This window comes from Streptomyces sp. NPDC006529, assembly GCF_040611795.1.
Taxonomy (GTDB): domain Bacteria; phylum Actinomycetota; class Actinomycetes; order Streptomycetales; family Streptomycetaceae; genus Streptomyces.
Map to the genome: position 1 here is coordinate 71,186 of NZ_JBEXPB010000013.1, position 21,675 is coordinate 92,860.

Consider the following 21,675-nt stretch of genomic DNA (forward strand, 5'->3'; position numbering starts at 1 on the left):
CTGCTCCAGAGCGGGCGAGTGGCGCCGTCGAACCCGGGCATGTGTAGTTCATGGGCACACTGAAGGGTTGGGAACGGGCGATCGAGCGGGCCGGGCAGGCACTGGTGGCGAAGCTGTTCGGGAGTGATGCGATGGAGGCAGAGGTGGTCGAGGCGCTGCTGCGGACGTGCGACGAGCAGGCCGTCGTGTGCAGCTCCCAGCGCACGGTGGTGCCGAACGTGTACATCGTCGAGCTGCCTTCGCCCGTGTACGCCGAGATCGGCCCACATCTCGCCGTCGTGGGGCAGGATCTGACCGACCGATTGGTGCGCCACGGCGAGCGCGAGGGCTACGAATGGGCCGGGCCGCTCACCGTGCGGGTCGCCTCGGCCGAACACGTCCCCAACGGCCGCTACCAGGTCCGCTGCGCCCCCATGGCCCACATCACCTCCGCACCACTGAGTGCGCCGAACGCGTAGCCCGGCTGCCTACCGCCCCCATGGGTACGCCCCGCTGGCGGGCCACGGTCCTGTGTGGCGGCGAGTGGGGAAGTGAGCCCCACACCTCGGCGGCTTGGGCGGCGCCAGCCGGGCCTTCGCTCCCAGCCATGCGCGGCAGCGTCCAGGAGGAGTGGCAGCAGCTGATCGAGTCGCGTGGGCGCGGACGGTGCAAAGTCGGCGCCCTGCGGCTTCGCCACCTGCCGACCATGTGCTGTCGATCCCGCTCACCGTCGCCCTCGCGCTCGGGGCCATGGAGGCGGCGTTCTACGCGATGCTCCTACTTGGCCCCGTCCTCACCTGGAGCCTGGTCCGCTCCTTCCGGTCCTTCCACTCCACCTCCGCGTCGAAGGCGGCCTGAGGGCTCCTGGTCGGCTGCCGTTGACCTCACCCACCGCACACGGGTCGCGCCACCGACCCCGAAGGACCAGGGCGAGGCGCCGAGCCCCGCCTCTCAGCCCGCCTGTCCGCCACGCCTACGCGTGGGGCTGGCCGTAGTACCGGCCGAACCGCTCCAGATAATTGGACTCGCCGGCCTGCTTGGCCTCGTCGTATTCGGGGGCGTCCTTGATCTGGTCCTTCGTCCGGTTGACGTAGACCTTCTCCCCGATCATGTCGATGCGCTCGATGGTCCCGGCCGGCAGCAGCACGTGCTTGCCGAAGATCCACGTCCCGGTGTCCACGACCAGGTAGGAGGCTCCGACATCCTCGGAATGCTTACTGATCTTGCCGATGCTCCCGTCGGTGGCCTCGACCTTGTAGCCGACGATGTCGGCGCCCTTCAGGTATCCCGCACTGGGGTGGTAACCCCAGATGTTGAACTCGCTCACAGCGGCGCCTTTCGGTAGTCCATGCCTACCGACAACCTGACCAGATCGCACCGAACGCAAAACCCAAGCAGGAGAAAGCCACTCCGCTGCCCTGCCGCTCGCGGTCTCCCGAACGCGACGGCGTCCCTACCGCCGAGCGTGGTAGCAGGACATCGAGGGGACTACTCCGTCTCCCCCGTAACGCGGACCGCCTGCTGCACCTCCTGGAAGTACACCGGATCTTTGCAGGGCGGACCGTGGGGCGTCGCGCTCGGCCCCGAGCCCCCCGGTGGCCGCAACGGTATGGGCATTCGGGCAGCGGCCGTGACCGTGCTGCGGCGGTGATTGCGCCCTATGGGTGGCTGAAATGCACTTCTAGGGACTTCGCGGTCGGTGAGCGGGTCGTTCGCGGGGTGCCGGTTCGGACCGAGCCACATCGCACGATGCATTCCTTCCAGAAGGACTGGGAGCTTCACGTCGAACTGGACGAGGTGGCCCGCAGCATCAACCACTCCTGCGCACCCAACACCGGGGTCGTGGACAACGCCCAAGGGGGCTACGACTTCGTGGCCCCGACCACGATCCGGGCCACCGAAGAGATCACCTGGGACTACGAGACCACCGAATACGAGAGCATCGCCGTCGGCACCTGCTTGTGCGCCAGCACGGCGTGCCGGGGCCGCACCCGCGGTTTCCGGTACCGCACCGACCTGGTGGCGTACACCGCGGCCTACCTGCGCACCAGGTAACGGCGCCACCCGCAGCTCGCGGGCCCGGGGCACAAGGGCCGGTGGCCACCGGCATGGCTCGCCGGCCCGGGCACCGCCGGGCACCCCGGGCGCCGCACACCGGTGGCGCTTGCTTCGGCAGCGCTACGCGGCTCGGTGCGCCAGCGCCCGCAGGTCGAGCTCCGAGGCTCGCGCGGTGTCCAGGTCCGGGGCGAGGGCGGCATACTCGACGGTGCCGCAGTTGAGGGTGTCGTCCGCAGTGATCACCACCCCGGTTCCGGTGGCGGGATTGAAGGCCGAGCCACTTTCGTTCAGCGCCTCCAACAGCCGGGGGACGCTGGTGACGGACAGGTCGTTGTGGGCAACCAGGACATGGTGGCGCTCCCATTGCGGACCCAGGAGTGCGGTGGCGAGGTGGTGCAGGTGGGTGCAGCCGCCCAGCCGGGCGTTTACCTCGTTGAACCACACCCGCCCGTTCGGCGCGACGATGGCGTCGATGTTGACCAATCCGCGGTAGCCGAAGGAACTCATGGCGCCGGCCAGCCGCAGCGCGTGCAGGGAGATGGTCTCGAGCACCTGGGCGGAAAGATCCTGGGCCGGCATGACGAAGCCGTTCCAGATCGGCTCCATCAGCATTTCGCCGACGTTCAGGATCTGCGGGGCTCCCGACTGCGGTGAAGGGCAGAGTACTTCCACGCACAAGGATCGACAGCGGGGGTGGTAGGTCTCGGCGACGACTGCCCGCACGGGGCATGGGTGGCGGCGAGACCCGTGTGGGCGAGGATCGCCTCCCGGTCCTGGGCGCTGCCCAGGGGGAGCGTGAAGGCAGCACCGGCCGACGGAACGTTGGGGTCGGTGTGACACAGCACATTGCCCGCGCCACCGCCCATGCGGTCGGCCTTGACGATCACCGCACCGGTCGGCGCGGCAAGCCGGTCAAGTGCGCGCTCCAGATCACCGCGGTGGGCGCACACCGCCCCGTCCGGGACGGGGACATCGAGGCCGGCCGCCAGAGCGCGGAAGACGACCTTGCTGTTGAACAACTCCGCGCCACCGGAGGCATCGAACGCGGAGACCGCGTCCTGGGGCAGAGCGATCTCCGACGCCAGGGGGCGATTCCACGGTCCGACATGTACGCCCGGATCGCCCAGTCCTCGGGGACCGCCACGACCTTGCGCAACCGGTCGAGGAACTTGGGCCGCAGCAACGCCTCCTGGCCCAACACCCGGACGTCGCTGTCCCCGGGAGTCAGCAGATCCACACGTGCCGGATCGAAGCCCATCAGCGCACCCACATGGGCGACGAAGGACGGGTCCACCGGCTGCGGCAGCACCAGGGCGTCGCCGTCGCGCAGCAGCCACACCATCCGCGCCGCGACGACCGGCGTTCCCTCCCGTTCCCGGGGATCCAGGTCCTCCAGCCGATCCACCATGCACTCGCTGTTGCAATTGCCGACCCATCACCGCCGCACACCGTCCCCCTCCGCCAGCCGCATCGCCCCATCCTGTCCCGCCCGCGGCTACATGAACCACTCTTGCGTTGCTCGTCATCCGGCGGACAGGGTGGTCCACTTCTGGTTGGAGTCGCCATGGCAGTCCCACAGCTGGAGCTGCGTTCCGTCGGTCGTGGAGTAGCCCGGGATGTCGAGGCAGCGACCGGAGACGGGGTTGCGGTAGCCACCGTTGTAGGGCTGCCAGATCTGGTTGGAGCCGCCGTGGCAGGCCCAGATCTGGATCTTGGTGCCGTTGGCCGTCCCGAAGCCGGCGGCTTCGAGGCACTTGCCCATGGAGCGCAGGGTGCCGTCGGTGTAGGCGGACCAGAACTGGTTGGTGCTGTTGCCGCAGCTCCAGATCTGGACGGCGGTCCCGTCGGCGGTGCCGAAGCCGCTGACATCCAGGCACTTGCCGCCCAGGCCGGACTGCACGGGCGCGGGGACGGGGGCGGGGTTCCTCAGCCACCCGGCGCTGTCCGCGGTTCGGATGCCGCGGTGGAAGGCGTCGGCCATCTTCTCGTAGCCCGCGTCGTTGGGATGCAGGGCGTCGGCAAGGTCGGCCGTGGTCAGGCTGCTCATGTCCACGTACGCCACGTGCTTGCCCGCGGACTGTGCCTCGCTCACGATCTGGGGGATGGCCTGGTTGTACGCGGCACGGAACTGCTCCTCCGCGCCGCTGGTGGACACGACCAGGGAGGCCACGAGGACGGTGGCGTCGGGGACGTCGGCGGTGATCTGGTTGACCAGCGACTTCAGCCGGGCGGGAGCGGTGGATACCTGGTAGCTCCCGGCCAGGTCGTTGGTGCCGATCATCAGCGTCACGACGTTGGGCCGATAGCGGGTCAGCGAGGCGTCGGCGAGTTCGGCGACCTGGTGGATCCTGTATCCCTGGTGACCTTCGTTGTCGGGGTCGGCCATCGAACCGCCCCGCAGCGTGCCGACGAAGTCCAGCGGATGGCCGTCCGCGGCGAGCTTGCTCCACAAGGCGTTTCGGTAGCCGTTGTCCGTACTGCTTCCCACGCCCCAGGTTATGGAGTCGCCCATCGGCATGACCCGCAAGGGTGTGCTGGAGGCGGCGGAGGCAGAGGTCGCGCCTGTTGTCGTCACCCCGAGGGTGGCAGCGACGAGGGCGAGCAGGAAGGGAACCCAAAACTTCCTCATGAAGGCGTCCTCTTCGGTGGTGGGCGCTGATTCAACGGGGCTGATCACCGTTCATGCGTTCCATCGGTTCGCCGCGGGCGTGGCCCTTCGGGTCCACTCGAAGGGACCAGGCCCGCGTTTCCCACCGGCCGTCAAGCCAGCGGCGGTGAAGGTAACGGCCCGAGCCGGACCCGTCAGTAGCCGACCTGGAAGGTGGCGTCGGCCTTCTCCGTGGTGGTGGATATCGGGTCGATGCGCAGGACGTAGCCGGTGTGCCGGATGTAGCGCGTCGGGAAGTTGTGCGAACGGAACGACGACCAGGCGGAGTCGGCCAGTCCGGCGGTCCTGTGGAACGTGGCATCCGCGGCGAAGGTCGCGGTGCCGTCGTTCTCTTCCAGCCGCAGGTCGTAGTCGTAGTGCCGCAGATAGCGGGTCGGGAACTTCACCGACTGGAAGGACACACCCGCGCTGTCGGCCAGGCCGGGCACGAGCTTCCACTGGGAGTCGGTGAACGGGTCGAACGGGTAGGGGTCGATCCGGCCGACGGAGTTGGCATGACGGACGTATCGGTCGGGGTAGTTGTAGGACTTCAGCCGGTTCCAGGCGGGGCTGCCCCACTTCGCCACGAGGTTGTTGTACTCGGTCGTGGTGATCGTCGCGATGGTGCAGTGCTTGGAATTGAGAGGCTGGGTGTACAGGCGCTGGTCGAGCGGGGACCAGGTGCCGGAGGCGAGGTCGTTGCTCTGCCAGGCGTAGTAGACGCCGTTCGGCGTGTAGGTGTCGCCCCACAGGTACCAGGATCCGGAGGTCAGGGACTTCACCAAGGTCGGCGCCTCGGTGCCGCCGTGGGCGACCGCCGTGCTGAAGGGCGTGAAGCTGCCCGGATCGAGGGTGGTCGACCGCGCGCCGACCAGGGTCTGGTCCCTCTTGTAGTAGAGGTAGTTGACGCCGTTGACGCCCACGGCCAAAGTGCCGTCGATGATGTCGTAGCCGGGATCGAAGAAGACTTGCGGGGACGACACCGTCTGGAAGTCGGTGGTGTAGTTCACCATGATCACGCCGTGGCCGCTGGCATTGACGGAGGAGTAGATGATCCCGTACTGGCCCCTGCCGGCGTCCCAGAAGGACTCGGGCGCCCAGCTGTGGGTGACCATGTCGTGCAGCTTGAGGCGCCGGTAGCCCGTGAGGCTGCGCAGGTCCGCGGAGTCCCAGACGTGGATGTACTGACTGTTGTAGCCCCAGTCGGTGCCCTTGAGGTCGGTGGCGAGTACGACGAAGGTGCCGTCCTGCTTGCGCATGATGAACGGATCACGCAGGCCGCCCGCGCCCGCGGTCGGGGTCACCACGGGGTTGTTCTGGTTGAGCGGCATCCAGCGGAGGCCGTCGGTGCTGACGGCCAGGTGCAGGCCGTAGTCGGCTTCCAGCATGGTCGCGGACTCGGTGAAGTAGCCCATGACGTACGCGGCGTCGGCGGCGTAGGCGGGCAGGGCGCCGAGCGTCAGCGTTCCGGTCAGGGCCAGCGGGACGGTGGCGGCCATACCGAGGAACAGCCGGCGCGACGGGTGCGGGCCGGGGCCGGTGGTGGCGGTCATGTGCGCTCCAGGGTGCGTGGGGGGCGGGCGGCCGTTCTCGGCGGTCACGGCATGCACCGTCGCGGTGCTGAGCGAGGCACCCCGGACCACGGAATGCAACGGGCGCCGCGGGTTGTCGCAGACGTTGCGTCCCTGCTCAGGGGGGTGCTGCCCTTCCGTGGGGCCCGCCCGTCGGGCATGCGGGACGGTGTGAGCGAGCCTGAATGTTAGCGCTAACAAATCAGTCGGTGAAGTCAGGCGTGGGATGAAGGCGGCTTGATGGCCATCACTATGTGTCAGCCCGAGTAGTGCGTCAAGGTCACGCGCAAGGTCATCCCGCGGTCCGACCGGGAATCGCGGCCAGGCCCACCTGAACGCCTGGAGCGTCCATGTGCAGCCGGTCTTGACGGCGCATGGCCGACCCTAGTTGTGGGTCGGCCATGCGTGAGCGGGGTGGGTCAGTGCGGCGCGGTGCCGGCAGTGGCGCAGGTGGCGCCGTTGAGGGTGAAGTCGCCCGGTGTGGGGTTGGCCCCGGAGTAGGCGCCGTTGAAGCCGATCGTGGCGGAACCACCGGTGGGCAGGGACGCGTTCCAGCCGGCGTCCTTGACGGTGACCTTGGCACCGGTCTGCGCCCAAGTGCCGTTCCAGCCCTGGGTGAGCGTCTGGTTGCCGGCGAAGGTGAATCCGAGGTTCCAGCCGGTGACCGGTGCCGCCAGGTTGGTGAACTTCACGCTGGCGGTGAAGCCGGCGCCCCAGTCGTTGCCGACCTGGTAGGTGACGGTGCAGCCGCTCGTCGTGGCCGGGCCGGTGGACACTTGTAGCGGAGCCGACGGAGGTGAGCTGCGGCCCCCGGTGTCGATGGCCACCACGCGGAACGTGTAGGCGGTGGTTGGAGTCAGGCCGGTGACAGTGGCGGTGGTGGCCGGCGCGGGGACGGTGGCCAGCGGCGCCGTGGTGGCCGGGTCGCCGGCGTACACGCGGTAGTCCGCCAGGGGGGAGGCCCCGGGTGTGGCGGCCGGCCAGGTCAGCGTCACGCGGTCCGGGCCGACTGCGGAGGCCGTGGGAGCGCCGGGCGCCGAGGGCGGGGTGGTCTGGGCCGAGCCGGCGGGAATGACGTATTCGGTGATGGAGTACGCCGGGAAGGTCGCGGTGAAGGAGCCGCCGCCCAGCGGCTGACCGGCCAGGTGCTGGATCGTGGTGGGGTCGCCCTGGCCGTAGCGGTAGACCTGCGCCGCTGCCGCGAGCGCGGCGCCACCGGTCACGGATACGGGTGCGGTCAGGTCGCCGGTGCTCTTGTTGATCACCATGACCGTGGTGGCATGGTCGCTGCTGCGCTCGGCCGCGTACACCGACAGTTTGTCCTGGTCGGCGCTCGCGGCCTTGACGGAGGTGTCGCCGAAGGCGCCGCCCTGGCCGTCGTAGTTCAGGAACATGCGGAAGGCGTACGCTCCGGGGTCGGTCGCCTTGGGCGGTGACCACAGGGTGGCCAGGTCCAGCCCCTGACGTCCGAAGATCCCCAGCACGTCGGCCTGGGCCAGGCCGCCGTCGATGTGGTCCAGCGCGCCCCAGTTGTACTCCGAGATGGCCAGTTTCGTACCGGGGTAGTTCTGGTCGACGAGCGAGCGCATGCGGGGGACGAACTGGATCGGCTGGTTGATCCAGCTCTCGTCGACGTAGGAGGGATCCCACAACTGGCGGGTGGAGCGCAGTCGCAGGGCCTGCGTCGCCGCGTCGTCCGCGCTGCCGGACACACCGGACTGCTGCGGGTAGATGTGCTCGTCGAAGTAGTCCAGGATCCGGCGCCCGTGCGCCTGCTCGTACTCCTTCATCTTCTGCAAGTACCACGGGGCGAACTGCGTGCCCCCGTGCGCGGCGGCGTCCGGCGGGTTCGACCAGCAACTGCCTCCCTGCCGGCCGCACACCTGCTGGTCCAGGCCGGAGTAGACCAGCGAGTTGAAGCCCCAGCCGACCGGGCCGAGGGTCTGCGCCGCCGGGTCGGCGTCCTTGACGGCTGCGGCGACGGCGTAGGTACTGTCACGCATTTCGTCGTAACTGGCCCCGACCGGGCGGACATCGCGGTGGGTGCCGAACCACAGGTCCGGTTCGTTGTCCAGGTTGTAGAAGCGAACACCACCGCTGTTCGCGGTGCCGTGGGCACTGTCGAGGTGCTGCACCCAGCCCTTGACGAAGTCCGGGCCCGCGGGCGTGCTGGTCTCGGCCGGAGCATTGCCCGTGATCAGGGTGCCGTCGGGCTTCCTGCCGTTGCCGCAGTCGGGGCGCCACTGCGCGTCGGTCTCCTGTTGCGGACCGTACTTGGCGACGCTGAACCCGCAGCCGCTGTCGCGGCCGGCCGCCGTCCAGCCGATCAGCGGCACCGTCATCAGCGTGTCGGTGCCGGTCCTGCGGTTCTGCTCGACGAACTTGTCCGCCTGCGATCCGGCGGGCAGTGCGGCGGGGTCGTTGTCGTAGTGCAGGTCCTCGAAGTACCAGTCCGACCCGGCGTTGTAGGCGTCGAGCTTGTAGTTGTAACGGCTGGTGGCGTTGCCGCCCCAGCGGCCCATCGGCAGACCAAGTTCCTTGGCCAGGGCTTCGTCGGGGAAGTTCATGCCGTAGATGTGGGGGTCGATGGAGTGCCGCCCGCTGGTGGCGTCCACGGTGATCGCCGGGCCCGCGGCGGCAGCGGCCGCCGGCATCGCTCGCCCGGGCGCGGTGCCGACGGCCTGCGCCGCTCCGGTCCCGGCCAGCAGTACCGCGACCGCCGCCAAGGCGGCCGCCTTGTGTGTCGTACGCATGGTCTCCTTCTCAGCAGCCGGCAGCGCGGGCGGTACGGCCCGCAACGCCCGAAGCGTGCGATCGACACGTACCACCGGCAGCGCCGCGGCCTTGGACGGGGGACGGAAAGGACCGCGCTGAGGGAACGCCGGGAAGACCCGGTACTCAACTCGCCGCCAGTGGGGCGAGTCATCGTGTGGGAGCGCTCCCATGCAGGAGTGTGGAGCGCCCGGACCGGGGTGTCAACACGTATGCGCGCATCGCTCTGACTACGGGTCAGGCGTCCCCGACAACCGTCAGGCCAGGAAGCGCTCGACGGCCTGGCGGGCGCGGGCGTTCGAGGCCGCCGCTTCGGCCAGGGACCGGGCGAGGGCATCGATCCACTCGTCCATACCGACGGGCCGCCGCGAGAGCACGATGCCCCGTACCTCGTGGCGGATCTCCCCGGTCACCCGGCCACGGTCCATCCACAGCGAGAGCCCCTGCTCCCCGAGGGCGACGTCCAGTTCGGCGACCGCGCCCTCGCGACCGGCCAGCCGTTGCGTGACGGAACGCCTGCGCTCGACCCGTACGGCGCCGGGCGGCAGCAAGTCCGCAAGGTTCGCCGCAAGCACGTTGACGTAGAGGTTCAGGTCCGCGCTGTCGCGGCGCAGCGCCGCGGCCAGCAGTTCCACTTCCCGCTCAGCCATCGAGGCCCAGCACCATGGTCGGCCGGTCGATGACGTGGTCTTCGCGCAGCGAGCGCACCGCAGTGCCTATGGCGAAGAACTCGGTGGTGTGCGATCCCCAGCTGTGCGAGTGCTGCCTCAGCTGCACCGCCACGATCCCATCGGCGTCCAGGGCTTTGCCCTCGGCCTGCATGCGGCTCATCGCCAGCTCGCGCGCGTCGTAGAGCGCCTGGGTGAACGGCTCGATCTCGACGTTGCGGCCCGTGGTGCTCAGCGCTTGGGCGAAGCGCTGGTGCGCGATGTGGTAGACGCACGAGCCCATGACCATGTCCAAGGGCGCGTATCCGGCCCGGAGCAGCGTCCAGAAGTCCTGACCGGAGAGGTCCGAGGTGAACGGCTTGCCCTTGTTGTTGAGCCAGGTGCCGCTCTGTCCCGGGTCCGCGCCGTCCGCCTTCACGGCCGTGCCGACCGCGATGAACTCGGCGATGTCCGTGCCGAACTCCTTGAACCGGATGTCCAGTCGCACTCCCACGACCCCGTCCGCCCCCAGAGCGCTCGCTTCGGCTTCCATCCGGCTCATCGCCAGATCGCGCGCGTGGTACATGGCCTGGGACAGTTTGGTCAGTTCCTGGTTCTTCGACCACCTGCCGAGTTGCAGGCCCACGTGGTAGACCGAGGAGCCGAGGACCAGGCCGCGCGGGCGGAAGCCGGCTTCGCGCACCAGCAGGAACTCGTTCACGGTCAGGTCAGAGGTGAAGAACGAGTCCTTCTCGCCGGGCTGCAGCTGTGCGAGCCGCCGCATCGCCCCCTCGGGTATTGCCTCGGCGGCCGGCCGTGCGGCATCACCGACCGGTTCCCGCCCCGTTGTCTCGGTCATGTCAGCCCTCGCGCTCCAGTCTCATGATGGTCAGTGGTCTCGGCCCGGCAGGCCGCCCGGAGCGGCTGAACCGGGCGATGGCGGTGCCGACGAAGACCGCCTCCGCGCTGAAGTCGCGCGCGTACCCGAAGCTGGGGCATTCGCTCTCGTGCACCTGCAACTCCACGTCGTCCAGCACCACCCCGTCGGCGCCGTGCTTCGCGGCGTGCACGGTCAGCTGTCGCCGGGCGTCGCTGCGCACGTGGTGGACCAGCTGGGTGTAGCCGTCGACCTCCTGGTTCCCGGCGGTCCAACCGGTCCGGCGGGAGGTGCGCCAGTCGTCGTGGCGGGCTTCGAGGGCGATGCCGAAGGCGAGTCCGGTGGGAACCCACCCGGCGGACAGGAGCTTGGCGAAGTCCTGGCCGCTGACGTGCGAGGTGAAGGGCACGCTCGGCCGGACGCGCGAGGAGGCCCGCACCGCGGTGCCCAGCGCGGTGAACTCCACTGCCCCCGGCGAGGACTCGACCGCGCGGACCCGCAGCTCCACCCCGACGATCCCGTCACCGCCGAGCGCACGGCACTGGGCCACCACGCGGGCCAGCGCCAGCCTGCGCGCCTCGTACATCGTCTTCACCAACGGCGAGAAGGAAGAGGTCCACGCCGAGGACGGCACCTTCTTGCCGCCCGTGACCGACCATGCGCCTGGGCAGCCCCCGAGGCCGGTGTAGCCGATGGTGAAGACGGCCGTACCGAGCACCTGCCCGACCGGCTCGAACCCCACGCCCTGGACCGCCGCGAACTCCTCGACCGACAGCGCCGAGTCCCAGCTACCGCCGGCCCAGGGCCTGCCCGTGCGACCCGCAGCGCTGCCGGGCGGGCCGGCGTCTCGTTCGTGTGTCATCCGCTCCTGTGCCATCGGGCTCCGGGCCGACCGCACGGATCGCGTCGCCCTCATCTGGAGCGTACGTCATCGACCGGACGAGCGAGACGGCGATCCCCGGACGCCAACCAGTCGTCCGCTCAGGGCCCTTGGTCAACACCCACATCTCCGCATCGATGGCGGTGGGTCACGGCGTTCCGTTGGCTCCGCTGGCGCAGGGGCTGCCCAAGCCGACGATCCCGCCCGCCCCTCCGGTTCCGCCGTGGAAGAGGAGGCCGCCGGTGGCGTTGCCGCCGGCGCCGCCGACACCACACGCTCCGTCGGTGCCGGCACCCGACTTGGTGCCGCCGTTGCCCCCGCCACCGCCGTTGCCCCCGGAGTTGAGGACGCCTCCGGAACTCAGGCCCCCCTCCCCGCCGATGCCTGCGGCACCACCCGGGTAGGCGCCACCGGAGCTGCCATTGCCGCCGTCGCCGGCCTTGCCGCCCTTACCGCCGTTCCCGGCGCTGTTGATGCCGCCCGCACCGCCGTTCCCGCCCGCGCCACCGCCGTGGCCGGTGCCGCCGCTGCCCGCGTTGCCACCCGCGCCGCCGTTGGATCCCCCGGCGCCGCCGAGACCGCCGCGGCCACCTGCCCCTGCGTCGGCCCCGGAGTTGCCGCCGGAGCCGCCGACGCCGCCCGCACCCCCGTGAGTACCCGGACCGCCCGCACCGCCCGCACCGCCCGCGCCGGTCAGTCCGCCGGCCGCGCCGGTGCCGCCTGCCGCGCCGTTGGGGCCGGCGTCGCCACCGAGAGCACCCGCTCCGCCGGATCCGCTGCCGAGGCCGGCACCGCCGTTGGCGCCCGCACCGCCGACGCCGCCCAGGACACCGTTGCCGCCGGGGCCGCCCGTACCGCCGGCGCAGTCCCCGGTTCCGGTCGCGGGGCCACCCGCGGCGCCGGGGAATCCGCTGGGGTGGGAGGGGTTGCCATTGGCGCCTGCGACGCCCGCGGTGCCTGCGGTGCAGGCGAGGGCGGAGGCCGCGGCGGGAGAACCCAGGAAGAGTGCTGCGCCGGCGAAGAAAGTGGGCAGGGCGAGGAGAGCGGCAGTCTGGTTCCTGTTCATGACGGGATTTCCTCAGACTCGGGTGAAGCGCGGGTGAGTGCGGGTCACTGCGGCAGGCCGGTGCCACCTCGCCCCTGCAGACGCTGTTGGGGCGAGGTGGCACCGGGCGATGCTCGTTGTACTACGGGAGCCGGCTCGCCAACCGCTGCGGGGGGTCAGCAGGGAAGGGTGGAGTTCCCTGCGGCGCCGGTCGCACCGGTGGTGCCGTCCGCAGTGGACGTGGCGGCAGTGCCGTTGCCTCCGGGCTTGCCGGGACACACGGGGCTTGCCGCGCCACCCGCACCGCCGGTACCGCCCTTGTGTCCGCCACCGACCGTGGACGCACCGCCGTTGCCGCCGTTGCCGCCGCCGATACCGACACCCGCGTTGCCGACGCCGCCCACACCGCCCTTGCCCCCGGTGCCACCCAGCGCGGCGCCACCCCCGGAACCACCGCTACCGCCGTTGCCGTTGGCGCCCCCGGCGCCGCCGGCACCGCCCGCGCCACCGGCGCTGGCGCTGCCGCTCGCGTTGCCGCCGATACCCCCGTTGCCGCCGTTCCCATTGGCACCGGCCGCACCACCGGTACCGCCCAGGCCACCGATCCCACCACCTGTACCGATGCCGTTGGCCCCGTTACTGCCGGGAAGTCCCAGCAGACCAAACCCACTTGCGGCCCGGACACTGCCCAACTCGGCACGGGCCGACGCGGAGGCCAGGGCCGGGGCGGCGGTGAGACCGGCCACGGCGATCACGGAGATCAGGAAGGTCCGGGAGAGAGTGGTGGTGCGCATGAAGCGCATGAGGAAGCCTCTCGAAGTGCGCGACCGCAGATGCTCCACGGCCGACACCCTGAACCTACGCAAGAACACACCACCCCAAACTTCACACAATGATCCAATAGCTCAAAGCAGATCTTCTGGGCAAAATTTGGCCTTAACGCCCTCTTTCCGAGGCCGTCCGGGTCGTGAGCCGGGCGACAGCCGTGTCGTACCGTGCCTGGAGGCCCGCATCGGCCGGTGCCCGCAGCAGCGCGCCGAGCGCGCGTACGGCGCCGTCGTCGTAGCAGCAGGATTCCGCTTCCCGCGCCGCCAGGTCGAGTTGCCCGAGCCCCAGCAGCGCCTCTCCCCGTACCGTAAGGAGCAGGAGGCGCGGCACGTCGGCCGCGTCCGAGCGGTCGTCGAAGGCCAGCGCCTCGGTCGCGGTGTCGAGCGCCTGGCGCCACTTCCCGGCGTCGGCCCGGTGGCGGGCCAGGTGCTGCATTGCCGGTCTCTCGGTGGTCCGGTCGCCGGCCTTGCGCGGCCCCGTCCAGGCTGCCGTGTGCGGCTTGCGCGACGGCCGGGACGACCAGGGCGTTCGCCTCGGCCGCCGCGTCACCCGCCCGGGAGGCCGGCGTCGAGGCGGCCTCCAGGTGGGTGAGCGCCTCGGGGACGCGTCCTTCCTCGGTCAGCACCCAGCCGAGCACGTTCAGCACCCGTGCCTCGCCGTACTGGTCGCCGGCGGACCGGGCGGCTTCGAGCGCGGTCTCCAGGAGCGGGGCCCAGCCGTCCCGGACGCGCCATACGATCAGCGGCCACATCGTCAGGACGATCCGCCAGGTCCGCTCGTGCAGTCCGGCGGCGTGTGCGGCCGCCACCGCCTGTGCGAGGTCGTCCCGCTCGGCCGCGTACCAGGCCACGGCGGCGGACCGGTCGCCGAACTCCCGGACGGCGACGGGCGGCAGGTAGTCCGCCGGCAGCGGGAAGCAGTCCTCGTTGCCGGGCTCGGCCGCCGCCACGGCCGCGATGCCCGTGGCGATGTAGTGGTCGAGGACGCGTCCCAGTGCCTCGGGGCCGCCCTCCAGGCTGCGTGCGGTCTTCGGGGCGGGTCTGTGGGACGGGCAGCCGACCCCGTATCTGGCGAACCGGCTGGACGCGCCGCGCGAGGTGGCCCGGCGCGAGACCGGCGGACCGGAGGCTGTCGTCCGGTCGCGTGTCGCAGCCCGCGCGGTCGGTCATCTGCGATGTTCCCGGGCGCTCGGCTCCCGGACATCAGCGCAGACCGGTCACCCCACGGCCGGGTTACGAGGCCGGTCGCGCTGAGCGCGCCAGGCGGCGAGTGCTTCGGCACGGCTCCCGGCCGGATGCTCGGCGTACCAGTCACGCAGGAACCGGTTGAGCTCGAACTGCGAGCCGATCTCCTGGGGTTGGGCAGCGTCTTGGCGCGTGGCGTGCCAATGGTCGATGGCATCGGCCAGGGTACGCCCTGCACCTTCGGCTACGAATGTCCGCATGTAGGCGTCAAAGTGGAAACCTGCTCCGATCTCGCGGCGGAAGTACTCGCGGAGCACCTGACTGCACCGCTGCCCCTCGGGAATCACGGTGAGCCCGTCCACTGGCGCGGCGAGCTGGCGGTCGGCCTTGCGCGGCCGGGGCGGCGCGGGAAGCGGGGCGACGCCGTCCAATGCGGCCCGTAGCCGCTCTGTCAGTGCCGCCTTCCCACCGCCCCGCGGCACCCCGAGTTCGCGGGCAAGCAGGGTCAGCTCGGCCAGCGTCCAGTACCAGCGGGACAACTCGTCCCCGCTCAACGCCGCACTCAGCGCTGGTCGTGCCTCGGCATCCACGTTCGAACTCACGTCCCCATGATAGGAGGGGTGATCCACCTGTCGTCTGACGAGACGAATCGGGGGCCAACCACGAAGCGGCGAGAATGTGGCGGCTCGGATGGGAGCAAGTGGCGACGCCCACCGCCACCGGCGCGATGAGAACAAGGGCCCCGGGACGGGGGGTGTGTCCCGGGGCCGGTCGCGGCACCGCAGGGGGGAGCGGTTGTGCATCTGCCGCGACGATATGGATAAACGATTCAGCAGGCGCTCGGTTACGGCCGCACCGCCTTCGCACGCGCGCGGTCGCGGGCCTGCGCCACGCGTCACGCCCCGCGCCGGAAGTTGGGGCGGCCTGGCCGGGGGTGGGACCGGGCGGGTAGCGCCAGAGTTGCGGGCCGCTTGGCGCGCCGGGCCCGCGACTGTGACGCCTACGGCTCCGGTTCCAGGGCCACGCCGACCTTGCGACCGCCCAGTCGTCCCTGCCCAGGGCCTCCCGTCCGGAGGCCGGCAGCGGGTTGCGTTCCCGCAGCTCGGATGGGGGCGCCGCCGGTGAGAGCGGTGAGCGCCCGGGCCAGATGCTCCGGAGCCCGGACTGCCGCGATATCCGTGCGCTCGCCCAGCGAACGGGCCTGCCGCGTGATCGCCGCGAACACCTCCGTACCGCAGGGCGGAGATCGCTTGGGAACCACCTCCTCCAGGGGTTGGGGGGCGTGTCAGTGGGGTGCGGGAGGATCGCCTCATGGACGGAATCACCTGGCTCGCGGAGCCACGGAGCATCGCCTTCGGCGGCTACAGCGTGACGCTGGCCCGAGGCCTGGGGGTGGAGGCGCTGGCAGCACGGATCGCGGCGTTGTCCCAGTGGTCTCAGCGGACGGCGCACCCCGTCGGGGAACTGACCGGGGACGGGCTGGTCGAGGTGTTGGAATCGGAGTGCGGGGACGTCTGGGACGGCATCGGGCTGCGGCTGGGGGTGAGCGGCGGGTGGTCCTTCGCGGTGGCGTACGGGGGCTGGTTCGGGGAGTTCCGGGACGATCCGGCGATCTCCGAGGACGGGGCCGAAGTCTTCCTGATCGAGTACGAGGAGGAGAACGGCAAGCCGGTGCCGCCCACTTTCCGCTACCACCGGGACGGCCGGACGGTGTGCTCGTTCAATCTCCACTTGGACGACTCCTGGGGCAACGGCAAGGTCGCCGGAGACCCCGAAGTCAGAGACGAGCTGGAGAAGTTGCTGCGCGCAGAAGGCCTGCCGGACGAGGAGCGGGCGGGTCGCGAGGTGCACCGGACGGTCCTGGGCGTGCTGGAGCGGTACTTCGGTCTGACACTCCCCCGGGCCCTGGTGCTCGAGGCCCCGTTGCCGGCGGTCCTGCTCGCCGATCGCAGTTGCCTCTTCGACGGGTTGGGCTGCTGATCGGACGCCTCCCTCCGGTCAGTGATCCGAAGTCGCTGCGGAACCGCCGAGGATTCTTGTAGTAGATCTTGACACTCACTCAGGCCCTTGGTTTCCTGCTCCAACGCCGTTGCGCGAGCCGCGAATTGTTAGCGCTAACAATACTCCGGCACCCCCTACCACCCAGGGGCCACACCCTGTCGCCGCTCCGACGCGCCGCATCCGATCCAGCCGGATCCGCAGGCGCCGAGGACAGGTCGCCCCTGCCTGAACCGTGTGACAGCTCATCCGGTCACAAAGGAGATCTCAATGCGCAGACGAAGTTTCAGCCGCGGGCGCCCCTCCGCGGTGCTCGCCGCCGTGTTTGCGGCCCTGGTCGCGCTGGCGGCGCTGCTCGTGGCCAGCCCGGCTCAGGCAGCCACGACCAGCGACTTGCGCAGTGCGGCTTCCGGCCGCTGTCTCGATGTGGCGGGCTTCAGCCAGACCGACGGCGCGAACGTGCACATCTGGGACTGCCACGGTGGAGTCAACCAGCAGTGGACGCTGACCGGCAGCAGCCAGCTGACCGTGTACGGCAACAAGTGCCTGGATGTCCGTGGCGGCGGCACCACGTCCGGGACCCCGGTGCAGATCTGGACCTGCACCGGCAGTGAGAACCAGCAGTGGCGGGTGAACTCCGACGGCACGGTCGTCGGCGTGCGGTCCGGGCTGTGCCTGGAGGTGTCCGGCTGGGGTACGACCAACGGCACGGGGGTGCAGGTCTGGTCGTGCCACGGCGGCAGCAACCAGAAGTGGACCGGCCTGGCCGGGGCGAGCAACGCGTGCGCTCTCCCCTCCACTTACCGGTGGACCTCGACCGATCCGCTGGCGCAGCCGGCGAACGGGCAGCTCGCACTGAAGGACTTCTCCACCACCACGTACAACGGCAAGCACCTGGTCTACGCGACCACCTCCAACGGAACGGCGTGGGGCTCGACGGGGTTCAGTCCCTTCACGAACTGGTCGGACATGGGAGCGGCCACCCAGACCGCGATGAACGAGCCCGCGGTGGCGCCCGAACTCTTCTACTTCGCACCGAAGAACGTCTGGGTGATGGTGTCCCAGTGGAGTCAGTGGCCGCTCTACTACCGCACGTCCAGCGACCCGACCAACCCCAACGGCTGGTCCGCGGCGCAGCCGCTGTTCACCGGCAGCCTTCCCACGGGCCCCGGGGACCGGCGGGACGCTCCGATCGACCCGACCATGATCGCTGACGACCAGAACATGTACCTGTTCTTCGGCGCCGACAACGGCAAGATCTACCGGGCGAGCATGCCGATCGGGAACTTCCCGGGCAACTTCGGCTCCTCGTACACGACGGTCATGAGCGACGCGACGGACCTCCTGTTCGAGGCGCCGGAGGTCTACAAGGTCCAGGGCCAGAACCAGTACCTCATGATCGTCGAGGCGCAGGGTTCGAACCGCTACTTCCGCTCGTTCACCGCCCCCAGCTTGAACGGTCCGTGGACCGTCCAGGCCGGCAGCGAGAGCAGCCCCTTCGCGGGCCAGGCCAACAGCGGCTCCACCTGGGCCAAGGGCGTCAGCCACGGCGACCTGGTCCGCAACAACCCCGACCAGACCATGACCATCGATCCCTGCAACCTGCAGTTCCTCTACCAGGGTCTCCCCGCCAACACGCCGGCGGGGACCGACTACCTGAAGCTGCCGTACCGGCCGGGGCTGCTGACTCTCCAGCGCTGATCCGCCCGATCCACCGAGATCGCGACGGGGTACGGGGCGGTCTTGGCAGAGAGGGTCAGGGGCGGTCTCATGGAGACCGCCCCTGACCACCGCGCACCAGTCCAGCCCGTTCTGAACAACCGGGCGAGGCGGCATGAAGTGCTGTGTCTTCTCCTACGGCAGTTCCACGATCAGCAACGCGCCCCGGCTCCCGGGGCGGACGGCGTGCGCCGCTCCTGCCGGCACCATGAACAGCTCGCCGGCCCGCACGGAAACGGGCGCGCCCTCCACCTCCAGCTCCAGTCGGCCGTCGAGGACCACCAAAGCCTCGGCAGCCGCATGGCTCTCTTCCCCGACGGGCAACTCGTCCATGCGCAGCACCTTCACGCAGGCCGCTCCCACCATGCCCAGACTGCGAGAACTCCACGCCTCCGGCAGACCGGCGGCCGTTTCTGCAAGGTCAATGGCACTCATGGCACACCCCTCCACACGGACCCGTTCGGTTGTGCCGAAGGGCCACGGATAAAGATCAATGGATGACCTGAAACCTACGTGACCTGGGAAAACAACGGGTCGACCGTTTGGCAAAACCCGACGCCGACCGCCGACCGCCGCCCTCGCCCTCAGATGCCCTCGGCGAGCTGCCGCTCCGTCCGCTTCGAGGACCGGTCCGGCTCCCGGGAGCCGGAGTGGCCGCGAGGCCTCCGGTGTCCGGTCCTTCTGCTCGATGAACCGTTACCGGAGACCTCGCCCCTTGAGGTCAGGACTCGCGCTGGGGCCAGACGGGGCCCCCATCGGTCCAGACGACACCCTTGTTGCGGCAGAGGCAGAAGGGGTGGCCAATGGGGTCGGTGTAGACGCGGAAGCCGTAGCCGTCGGGGTCGATGCAGTCCCGTTGCAGGGTCGCGCCGAGGGCCAGGACGCGGCGCTGTTCGGCCTCGATGTCGTCGACTTCGAAGTCGAGGTGGAACTGCTTGGGGTGCTCGCTGTCGGGCCACTGCGGGGCTCGGTAGTCGTCCACCTGGATGAAGGCCAGTTCGATCTCGCCGAACCGGATACCGGCCCAGTGCGCGTTACTGTCCTCCTTGACGGCGAGGCCCGTCACCTCGGAGTAGAAACCTGCCAGCTCCATCGTGTCCGGGCAGTCGATGATGAAATCCGTGAGTCGCAGCATTCCGCGATCTTGCCACAAGACGAAATGAGGCTGGGGGCCCGCGGCCCGACGTCCCACTTATGGCATCAACCCGTGCTGCCGTTGGCGCCGTTCAGTACGCCCGCACCCGCTGACTTGGTGAGCTTGGCGGGCAGCCCGCTCGCGGGTTCCAGGCCCGCGTTCAGCTTCGGCGTCCAGTTCACGGTCGTTGCGATCTTCTTGCTGGAGTGTTCGGCGTTGTACGCACCGACGAGGTCGGTCGTGGTGCCGTTGACCAGGTTGCCGCTGCCGGCGACCGCGCCGGTGCCGTCGCCGCTGAGCAGTTGGGAGACCTTCCGGCCGCCGGAGAGGGCCCAGTAGTTGTTCTGGGCGACGATCTGGGCGTGGGCGCGGGAGTTGATGCTGTAGCTGTGGGCGTAGCCGTTGAGCGTGGCCGTCTCGTAGTAGTTGTCGTACAGGTGTATCTGGCCGACCCGGGCGAGCGGGGCGCGCTGGACGATGCCCTGGAAGAGGTTGTGGTGCAAGGTCACCCGGAGCTTGGTGTCCTTGTCGCTGCTGCCGATGAGCATGGTCTTGTCGTGGTTGGTGAACCGGTTGTACTCGACGGTCACGAGGTCGGAGGCGTTGGTGATGTCGAGGGCGCCGTCGTGGACCTGGTATTCGCGGCCGAAGTACGACGGGTTCGAGCTGTCGTAGTGCGGGCCGTCGCCGAACGTGTTGTGGTCGGCCCAGACGTGGGTGGAGCGGCGCACGGAGACGGCGTCGTACTGGGAGTTCCAGTTGCCCGTCGATCCGTCGGTCGGATCCCACTGGGGGAAGCAGTCACGAGTGTCGCTGAAGCTGAGGTTGCGGATGATGACGTTGTCCGCGTTGCTCACCTGGAGGCTGCCGCCGACGATCGCCGCGCCGGAGCCGGGCACGCCAACGACCGTGGTCTTGGAGGGAACGCTCACGACGACGCGTGCGGCTTGCCGGGCCTGGGCGGCGGCACGGGCCGACTCCTGTGTGCCCGAGGGCAGCTTCGAGCGGCCCCAGGTGGCGGGGTCGTAGGCCTTCAGGTACGCGTTGAGCGAGTAGCCCGTCCCGGCCGCGTAATCGGCGCACGTCAGGGGCTTGCCGGAATCGTCGGTGTTCATATTGATCGCCCCCTTGACCTGGATGATCCGCGGGGCTCCCTCGGGGCCGGCCTTGAGGGCTTTGGCCAGATCCGCGCGGGTCGAGACGGTGACGGTGTGCGCGGAGTCCGCGGCGTGCCCGCCCGTGGTGCCCGATCCGTCGGCGGCCCAGCCGTCGTTGGCGGGCAGCACCGCGTGCGCGAGGTCCACGGGGGCAGCGCCCGCACTCATGGCCAGCGGCACGGCCGCGAGACCGGCTGCCACCAGGGAGGCTGCGCCGACCAGTGCCAGGCGCTTGCGGGCGGGTGAGCGGCGGTGCGATGAAGCAGACACGTGATGTCGTTCCTTTGTGAGAGACGAGAGTCCTGTCAGTGCCTCAGTTGCCGCTGCTGCGCAGAAGGTTGCCACCGCTGCACAAAAAAATATCAGCATTGCCTATCGAGAAACGATAGATTACTGTCGCCTCACGATAGAAGGAGGCTTTCATGGGGAAAATTGCAGTGATCGCACTGCGAGCGGTGATCGTGGCACTGCTGGCCGGCTCCCTGTTCGCACAGGTGGTGATGGGGCTGCTGCTGGTCCGCGACGAGGGGCGAGTGGACGGTGACGCCGTGGACTTCCCGCGCCTTCCGGTCCTGCTGATCATCATCGTGGGCATCGTGTGCGCCGAGATCGTCTTGGCCTGCGTGTGGCGGCTGGTGACGATGGCCCGCCACGGAACGGTGTTCTCCCAGCCCGCCTTCCGGTACGTGGACCTCGTGACCGGTGCTTTCACCGGAGCCGCGCTCCTGTTGTGGGTGCTCGGTGTCGTCCTGGCGCCGGGTGAGGCCGTCCCTCCCGGCATGGTCCTCCTGATCGGCGCGGCCGGCGTGGCAGTCCTCGGGGTTGCGCTCATCGTGCTCGTGCTGCGGATGCTGCTGGCCCAGGCCGTCGCGCGCGACGCGCAGGCCTCGCAGATGCAGGCCGAGCTGGACGAGGTGATCTGATGCCGATCGTCGTCGACATCGACGTGATGCTGGCCAAACGGAAGATGTCCGTGGGCGAGCTGGCCCAACGCGTCGGGATCACGCCGGCCAATGTGGCGGTCCTCAAGAACGGCCGCGCCAAGGCCGTGCGCTTCGCGACGCTCGCCGCGCTCTGCGAAGTCCTCGACTGCCAGCCGGGAGACCTCCTGCACTGGGAGGCTGCGGACGATCCGGAGGGCCGCGTAGCCCAGGAGACACCGGCCGGCAACTGAAGCA

23 protein-coding genes are annotated in these 21,675 nt (G+C 69.8%); 7 read left to right on the plus strand and 16 right to left on the minus strand.

Going from position 1 to position 21,675, the window contains the following annotated elements:
* Positions 1-50: 50 nt before the first annotated feature.
* Both ABZY31_RS12910 and ABZY31_RS12915 read left to right on the plus strand, forming a co-directional pair.
* Positions 51-458 carry a DUF3662 domain-containing protein gene (locus tag ABZY31_RS12910; protein ID WP_356408512.1) on the plus strand — a complete coding sequence of 136 codons (408 nt, stop codon included), beginning with the start codon at positions 51-53 and terminating at the stop codon, positions 456-458.
* A 229-nt stretch (positions 459-687) separates the two neighbouring features.
* Positions 688-837, plus strand: a complete 150-nt coding sequence (locus tag ABZY31_RS12915) for a hypothetical protein (RefSeq protein ID WP_356408515.1) — start codon at positions 688-690, stop codon at positions 835-837.
* Positions 838-952: 115 nt separating this feature from the next.
* Here ABZY31_RS12915 and ABZY31_RS12920 read toward each other — a convergent pair whose 3' ends face one another.
* A complete protein-coding gene (locus ABZY31_RS12920) occupies positions 953-1,306 on the minus strand; it encodes a PRC-barrel domain-containing protein (protein ID WP_356408518.1) in 354 nt (117 codons plus the stop codon).
* A 422-nt stretch (positions 1,307-1,728) separates the two neighbouring features.
* Here ABZY31_RS12920 and ABZY31_RS12925 point away from each other — a divergent pair, with 422 nt between their 5' ends.
* Positions 1,729-2,034: an SET domain-containing protein-lysine N-methyltransferase gene (locus ABZY31_RS12925; protein ID WP_356408521.1), complete on the plus strand. Its 306-nt coding sequence runs from the start codon at positions 1,729-1,731 to the stop codon at positions 2,032-2,034.
* A 123-nt stretch (positions 2,035-2,157) separates the two neighbouring features.
* Here ABZY31_RS12925 and ABZY31_RS12930 read toward each other — a convergent pair whose 3' ends face one another.
* From ABZY31_RS12930 to ABZY31_RS12985, 12 genes are all read right to left on the minus strand, one after another.
* Positions 2,158-2,649, minus strand: a complete 492-nt coding sequence (locus tag ABZY31_RS12930) for a peptide ligase PGM1-related protein (protein ID WP_356408524.1) — start codon at positions 2,647-2,649, stop codon at positions 2,158-2,160.
* Positions 2,650-2,920: 271 nt separating this feature from the next.
* Positions 2,921-3,445, minus strand: coding sequence for a hypothetical protein (locus ABZY31_RS12935; protein ID WP_356408527.1), 525 nt, complete (start codon positions 3,443-3,445; stop codon positions 2,921-2,923).
* A 114-nt stretch (positions 3,446-3,559) separates the two neighbouring features.
* On the minus strand, positions 3,560-4,666 hold the full coding sequence (locus ABZY31_RS12940) for a ricin-type beta-trefoil lectin domain protein (RefSeq protein WP_356408530.1): 1,107 nt from the start codon (positions 4,664-4,666) through the stop codon (positions 3,560-3,562).
* Between the two features lie 173 nt (positions 4,667-4,839).
* Entirely contained in the window at positions 4,840-6,237 is a 1,398-nt protein-coding gene (locus tag ABZY31_RS12945; RefSeq protein ID WP_356408532.1) for a glycoside hydrolase family 43 protein, read from the minus strand.
* A 437-nt stretch (positions 6,238-6,674) separates the two neighbouring features.
* Positions 6,675-9,008 (minus strand): glycoside hydrolase family 44 protein, encoded by a 2,334-nt coding sequence (locus ABZY31_RS12950; protein WP_356408535.1) that lies wholly within the window; start codon positions 9,006-9,008, stop codon positions 6,675-6,677.
* Between the two features lie 276 nt (positions 9,009-9,284).
* Positions 9,285-9,677, minus strand: a complete 393-nt coding sequence (locus tag ABZY31_RS12955; RefSeq protein ID WP_356408538.1) for a hypothetical protein — start codon at positions 9,675-9,677, stop codon at positions 9,285-9,287.
* Positions 9,670-10,533, minus strand: a complete 864-nt coding sequence (locus tag ABZY31_RS12960) for a heavy metal-binding domain-containing protein (RefSeq protein WP_356408539.1) — start codon at positions 10,531-10,533, stop codon at positions 9,670-9,672. Before ABZY31_RS12960 ends, ABZY31_RS12955 begins: the two co-directional genes overlap by 8 nt.
* Position 10,534: 1 nt before the next feature.
* Positions 10,535-11,413 carry a heavy metal-binding domain-containing protein gene (locus tag ABZY31_RS12965; protein WP_356408541.1) on the minus strand — a complete coding sequence of 293 codons (879 nt, stop codon included), beginning with the start codon at positions 11,411-11,413 and terminating at the stop codon, positions 10,535-10,537.
* Positions 11,414-11,579: 166 nt separating this feature from the next.
* On the minus strand, positions 11,580-12,497 hold the full coding sequence (locus ABZY31_RS12970; RefSeq protein WP_356408543.1) for a hypothetical protein: 918 nt from the start codon (positions 12,495-12,497) through the stop codon (positions 11,580-11,582).
* Positions 12,498-12,652: 155 nt separating this feature from the next.
* The gene (locus ABZY31_RS12975) at positions 12,653-13,270 is read right to left on the minus strand and encodes a hypothetical protein (RefSeq protein WP_356408545.1); all 618 of its coding nucleotides are present in this window, start codon (positions 13,268-13,270) and stop codon (positions 12,653-12,655) included.
* Between the two features lie 142 nt (positions 13,271-13,412).
* Positions 13,413-13,739, minus strand: a complete 327-nt coding sequence (locus ABZY31_RS12980; protein WP_356408548.1) for a hypothetical protein — start codon at positions 13,737-13,739, stop codon at positions 13,413-13,415.
* A gap of 781 nt (positions 13,740-14,520) precedes the next feature.
* Positions 14,521-15,090: a DUF6434 domain-containing protein gene (locus ABZY31_RS12985; protein ID WP_356408551.1), complete on the minus strand. Its 570-nt coding sequence runs from the start codon at positions 15,088-15,090 to the stop codon at positions 14,521-14,523.
* Positions 15,091-15,799: 709 nt separating this feature from the next.
* Here ABZY31_RS12985 and ABZY31_RS12990 point away from each other — a divergent pair.
* Positions 15,800-16,468: a hypothetical protein gene (locus tag ABZY31_RS12990; RefSeq protein WP_356408563.1), complete on the plus strand. Its 669-nt coding sequence runs from the start codon at positions 15,800-15,802 to the stop codon at positions 16,466-16,468.
* Between the two features lie 288 nt (positions 16,469-16,756).
* Positions 16,757-18,187 carry a non-reducing end alpha-L-arabinofuranosidase family hydrolase gene (locus tag ABZY31_RS12995; protein ID WP_356408566.1) on the plus strand — a complete coding sequence of 477 codons (1,431 nt, stop codon included), beginning with the start codon at positions 16,757-16,759 and terminating at the stop codon, positions 18,185-18,187.
* Between the two features lie 153 nt (positions 18,188-18,340).
* Here the strand turns inward: ABZY31_RS12995 and ABZY31_RS13000 are convergent, their stop codons facing one another.
* The 3 genes from ABZY31_RS13000 to ABZY31_RS13010 form a co-directional block, all read right to left on the minus strand.
* Entirely contained in the window at positions 18,341-18,640 is a 300-nt protein-coding gene (locus ABZY31_RS13000) for a cupin domain-containing protein (protein ID WP_356408569.1), read from the minus strand.
* A 286-nt stretch (positions 18,641-18,926) separates the two neighbouring features.
* The gene (locus tag ABZY31_RS13005; protein WP_356408572.1) at positions 18,927-19,340 is read right to left on the minus strand and encodes a VOC family protein; all 414 of its coding nucleotides are present in this window, start codon (positions 19,338-19,340) and stop codon (positions 18,927-18,929) included.
* A 65-nt stretch (positions 19,341-19,405) separates the two neighbouring features.
* Positions 19,406-20,767 carry a polysaccharide lyase family 1 protein gene (locus tag ABZY31_RS13010; protein WP_356408575.1) on the minus strand — a complete coding sequence of 454 codons (1,362 nt, stop codon included), beginning with the start codon at positions 20,765-20,767 and terminating at the stop codon, positions 19,406-19,408.
* Positions 20,768-20,919: 152 nt separating this feature from the next.
* On the opposite strand from ABZY31_RS13010, the gene ABZY31_RS13015 reads away from it, so the two are divergent.
* Both ABZY31_RS13015 and ABZY31_RS13020 read left to right on the plus strand, forming a co-directional pair.
* Positions 20,920-21,420 (plus strand): DUF2975 domain-containing protein, encoded by a 501-nt coding sequence (locus tag ABZY31_RS13015; RefSeq protein ID WP_356408577.1) that lies wholly within the window; start codon positions 20,920-20,922, stop codon positions 21,418-21,420.
* Positions 21,420-21,671, plus strand: a complete 252-nt coding sequence (locus ABZY31_RS13020) for a helix-turn-helix transcriptional regulator (RefSeq protein WP_356408580.1) — start codon at positions 21,420-21,422, stop codon at positions 21,669-21,671. Before ABZY31_RS13015 ends, ABZY31_RS13020 begins: the two co-directional genes overlap by 1 nt.
* Positions 21,672-21,675: the final 4 nt, after the last annotated feature.

What these genes read in the sequence shown, in the direction of transcription:
- ABZY31_RS12910 (WP_356408512.1), top strand. Translation starts at nt 51, where the DNA reads ATGGGCACACTGAAGGGTTGGGAACGGGCGATCGAGCGGGCCGGGCAG.
- ABZY31_RS12925 (WP_356408521.1), top strand. Translation starts at nt 1,729, where the DNA reads ATGCATTCCTTCCAGAAGGACTGGGAGCTTCACGTCGAACTGGACGAG.
- ABZY31_RS12930 (WP_356408524.1), bottom strand. Translation starts at nt 2,649, where the DNA reads ATGCTGATGGAGCCGATCTGGAACGGCTTCGTCATGCCGGCCCAGGAT.
- ABZY31_RS12935 (WP_356408527.1), bottom strand. Translation starts at nt 3,445, where the DNA reads ATGGTGGATCGGCTGGAGGACCTGGATCCCCGGGAACGGGAGGGAACG.
- ABZY31_RS12940 (WP_356408530.1), bottom strand. Translation starts at nt 4,666, where the DNA reads ATGAGGAAGTTTTGGGTTCCCTTCCTGCTCGCCCTCGTCGCTGCCACC.
- ABZY31_RS12945 (WP_356408532.1), bottom strand. Translation starts at nt 6,237, where the DNA reads ATGACCGCCACCACCGGCCCCGGCCCGCACCCGTCGCGCCGGCTGTTC.
- ABZY31_RS12950 (WP_356408535.1), bottom strand. Translation starts at nt 9,008, where the DNA reads ATGCGTACGACACACAAGGCGGCCGCCTTGGCGGCGGTCGCGGTACTG.
- ABZY31_RS12955 (WP_356408538.1), bottom strand. Translation starts at nt 9,677, where the DNA reads ATGGCTGAGCGGGAAGTGGAACTGCTGGCCGCGGCGCTGCGCCGCGAC.
- ABZY31_RS12960 (WP_356408539.1), bottom strand. Translation starts at nt 10,533, where the DNA reads ATGACCGAGACAACGGGGCGGGAACCGGTCGGTGATGCCGCACGGCCG.
- ABZY31_RS12965 (WP_356408541.1), bottom strand. Translation starts at nt 11,413, where the DNA reads ATGACACACGAACGAGACGCCGGCCCGCCCGGCAGCGCTGCGGGTCGC.
- ABZY31_RS12970 (WP_356408543.1), bottom strand. Translation starts at nt 12,497, where the DNA reads ATGAACAGGAACCAGACTGCCGCTCTCCTCGCCCTGCCCACTTTCTTC.
- ABZY31_RS12975 (WP_356408545.1), bottom strand. Translation starts at nt 13,270, where the DNA reads ATGCGCACCACCACTCTCTCCCGGACCTTCCTGATCTCCGTGATCGCC.
- ABZY31_RS12980 (WP_356408548.1), bottom strand. Translation starts at nt 13,739, where the DNA reads ATGCAGCACCTGGCCCGCCACCGGGCCGACGCCGGGAAGTGGCGCCAG.
- ABZY31_RS12990 (WP_356408563.1), top strand. Translation starts at nt 15,800, where the DNA reads ATGGACGGAATCACCTGGCTCGCGGAGCCACGGAGCATCGCCTTCGGC.
- ABZY31_RS12995 (WP_356408566.1), top strand. Translation starts at nt 16,757, where the DNA reads ATGCGCAGACGAAGTTTCAGCCGCGGGCGCCCCTCCGCGGTGCTCGCC.
- ABZY31_RS13000 (WP_356408569.1), bottom strand. Translation starts at nt 18,640, where the DNA reads ATGAGTGCCATTGACCTTGCAGAAACGGCCGCCGGTCTGCCGGAGGCG.
- ABZY31_RS13005 (WP_356408572.1), bottom strand. Translation starts at nt 19,340, where the DNA reads ATGCTGCGACTCACGGATTTCATCATCGACTGCCCGGACACGATGGAG.
- ABZY31_RS13015 (WP_356408577.1), top strand. Translation starts at nt 20,920, where the DNA reads ATGGGGAAAATTGCAGTGATCGCACTGCGAGCGGTGATCGTGGCACTG.
- ABZY31_RS13020 (WP_356408580.1), top strand. Translation starts at nt 21,420, where the DNA reads ATGCCGATCGTCGTCGACATCGACGTGATGCTGGCCAAACGGAAGATG.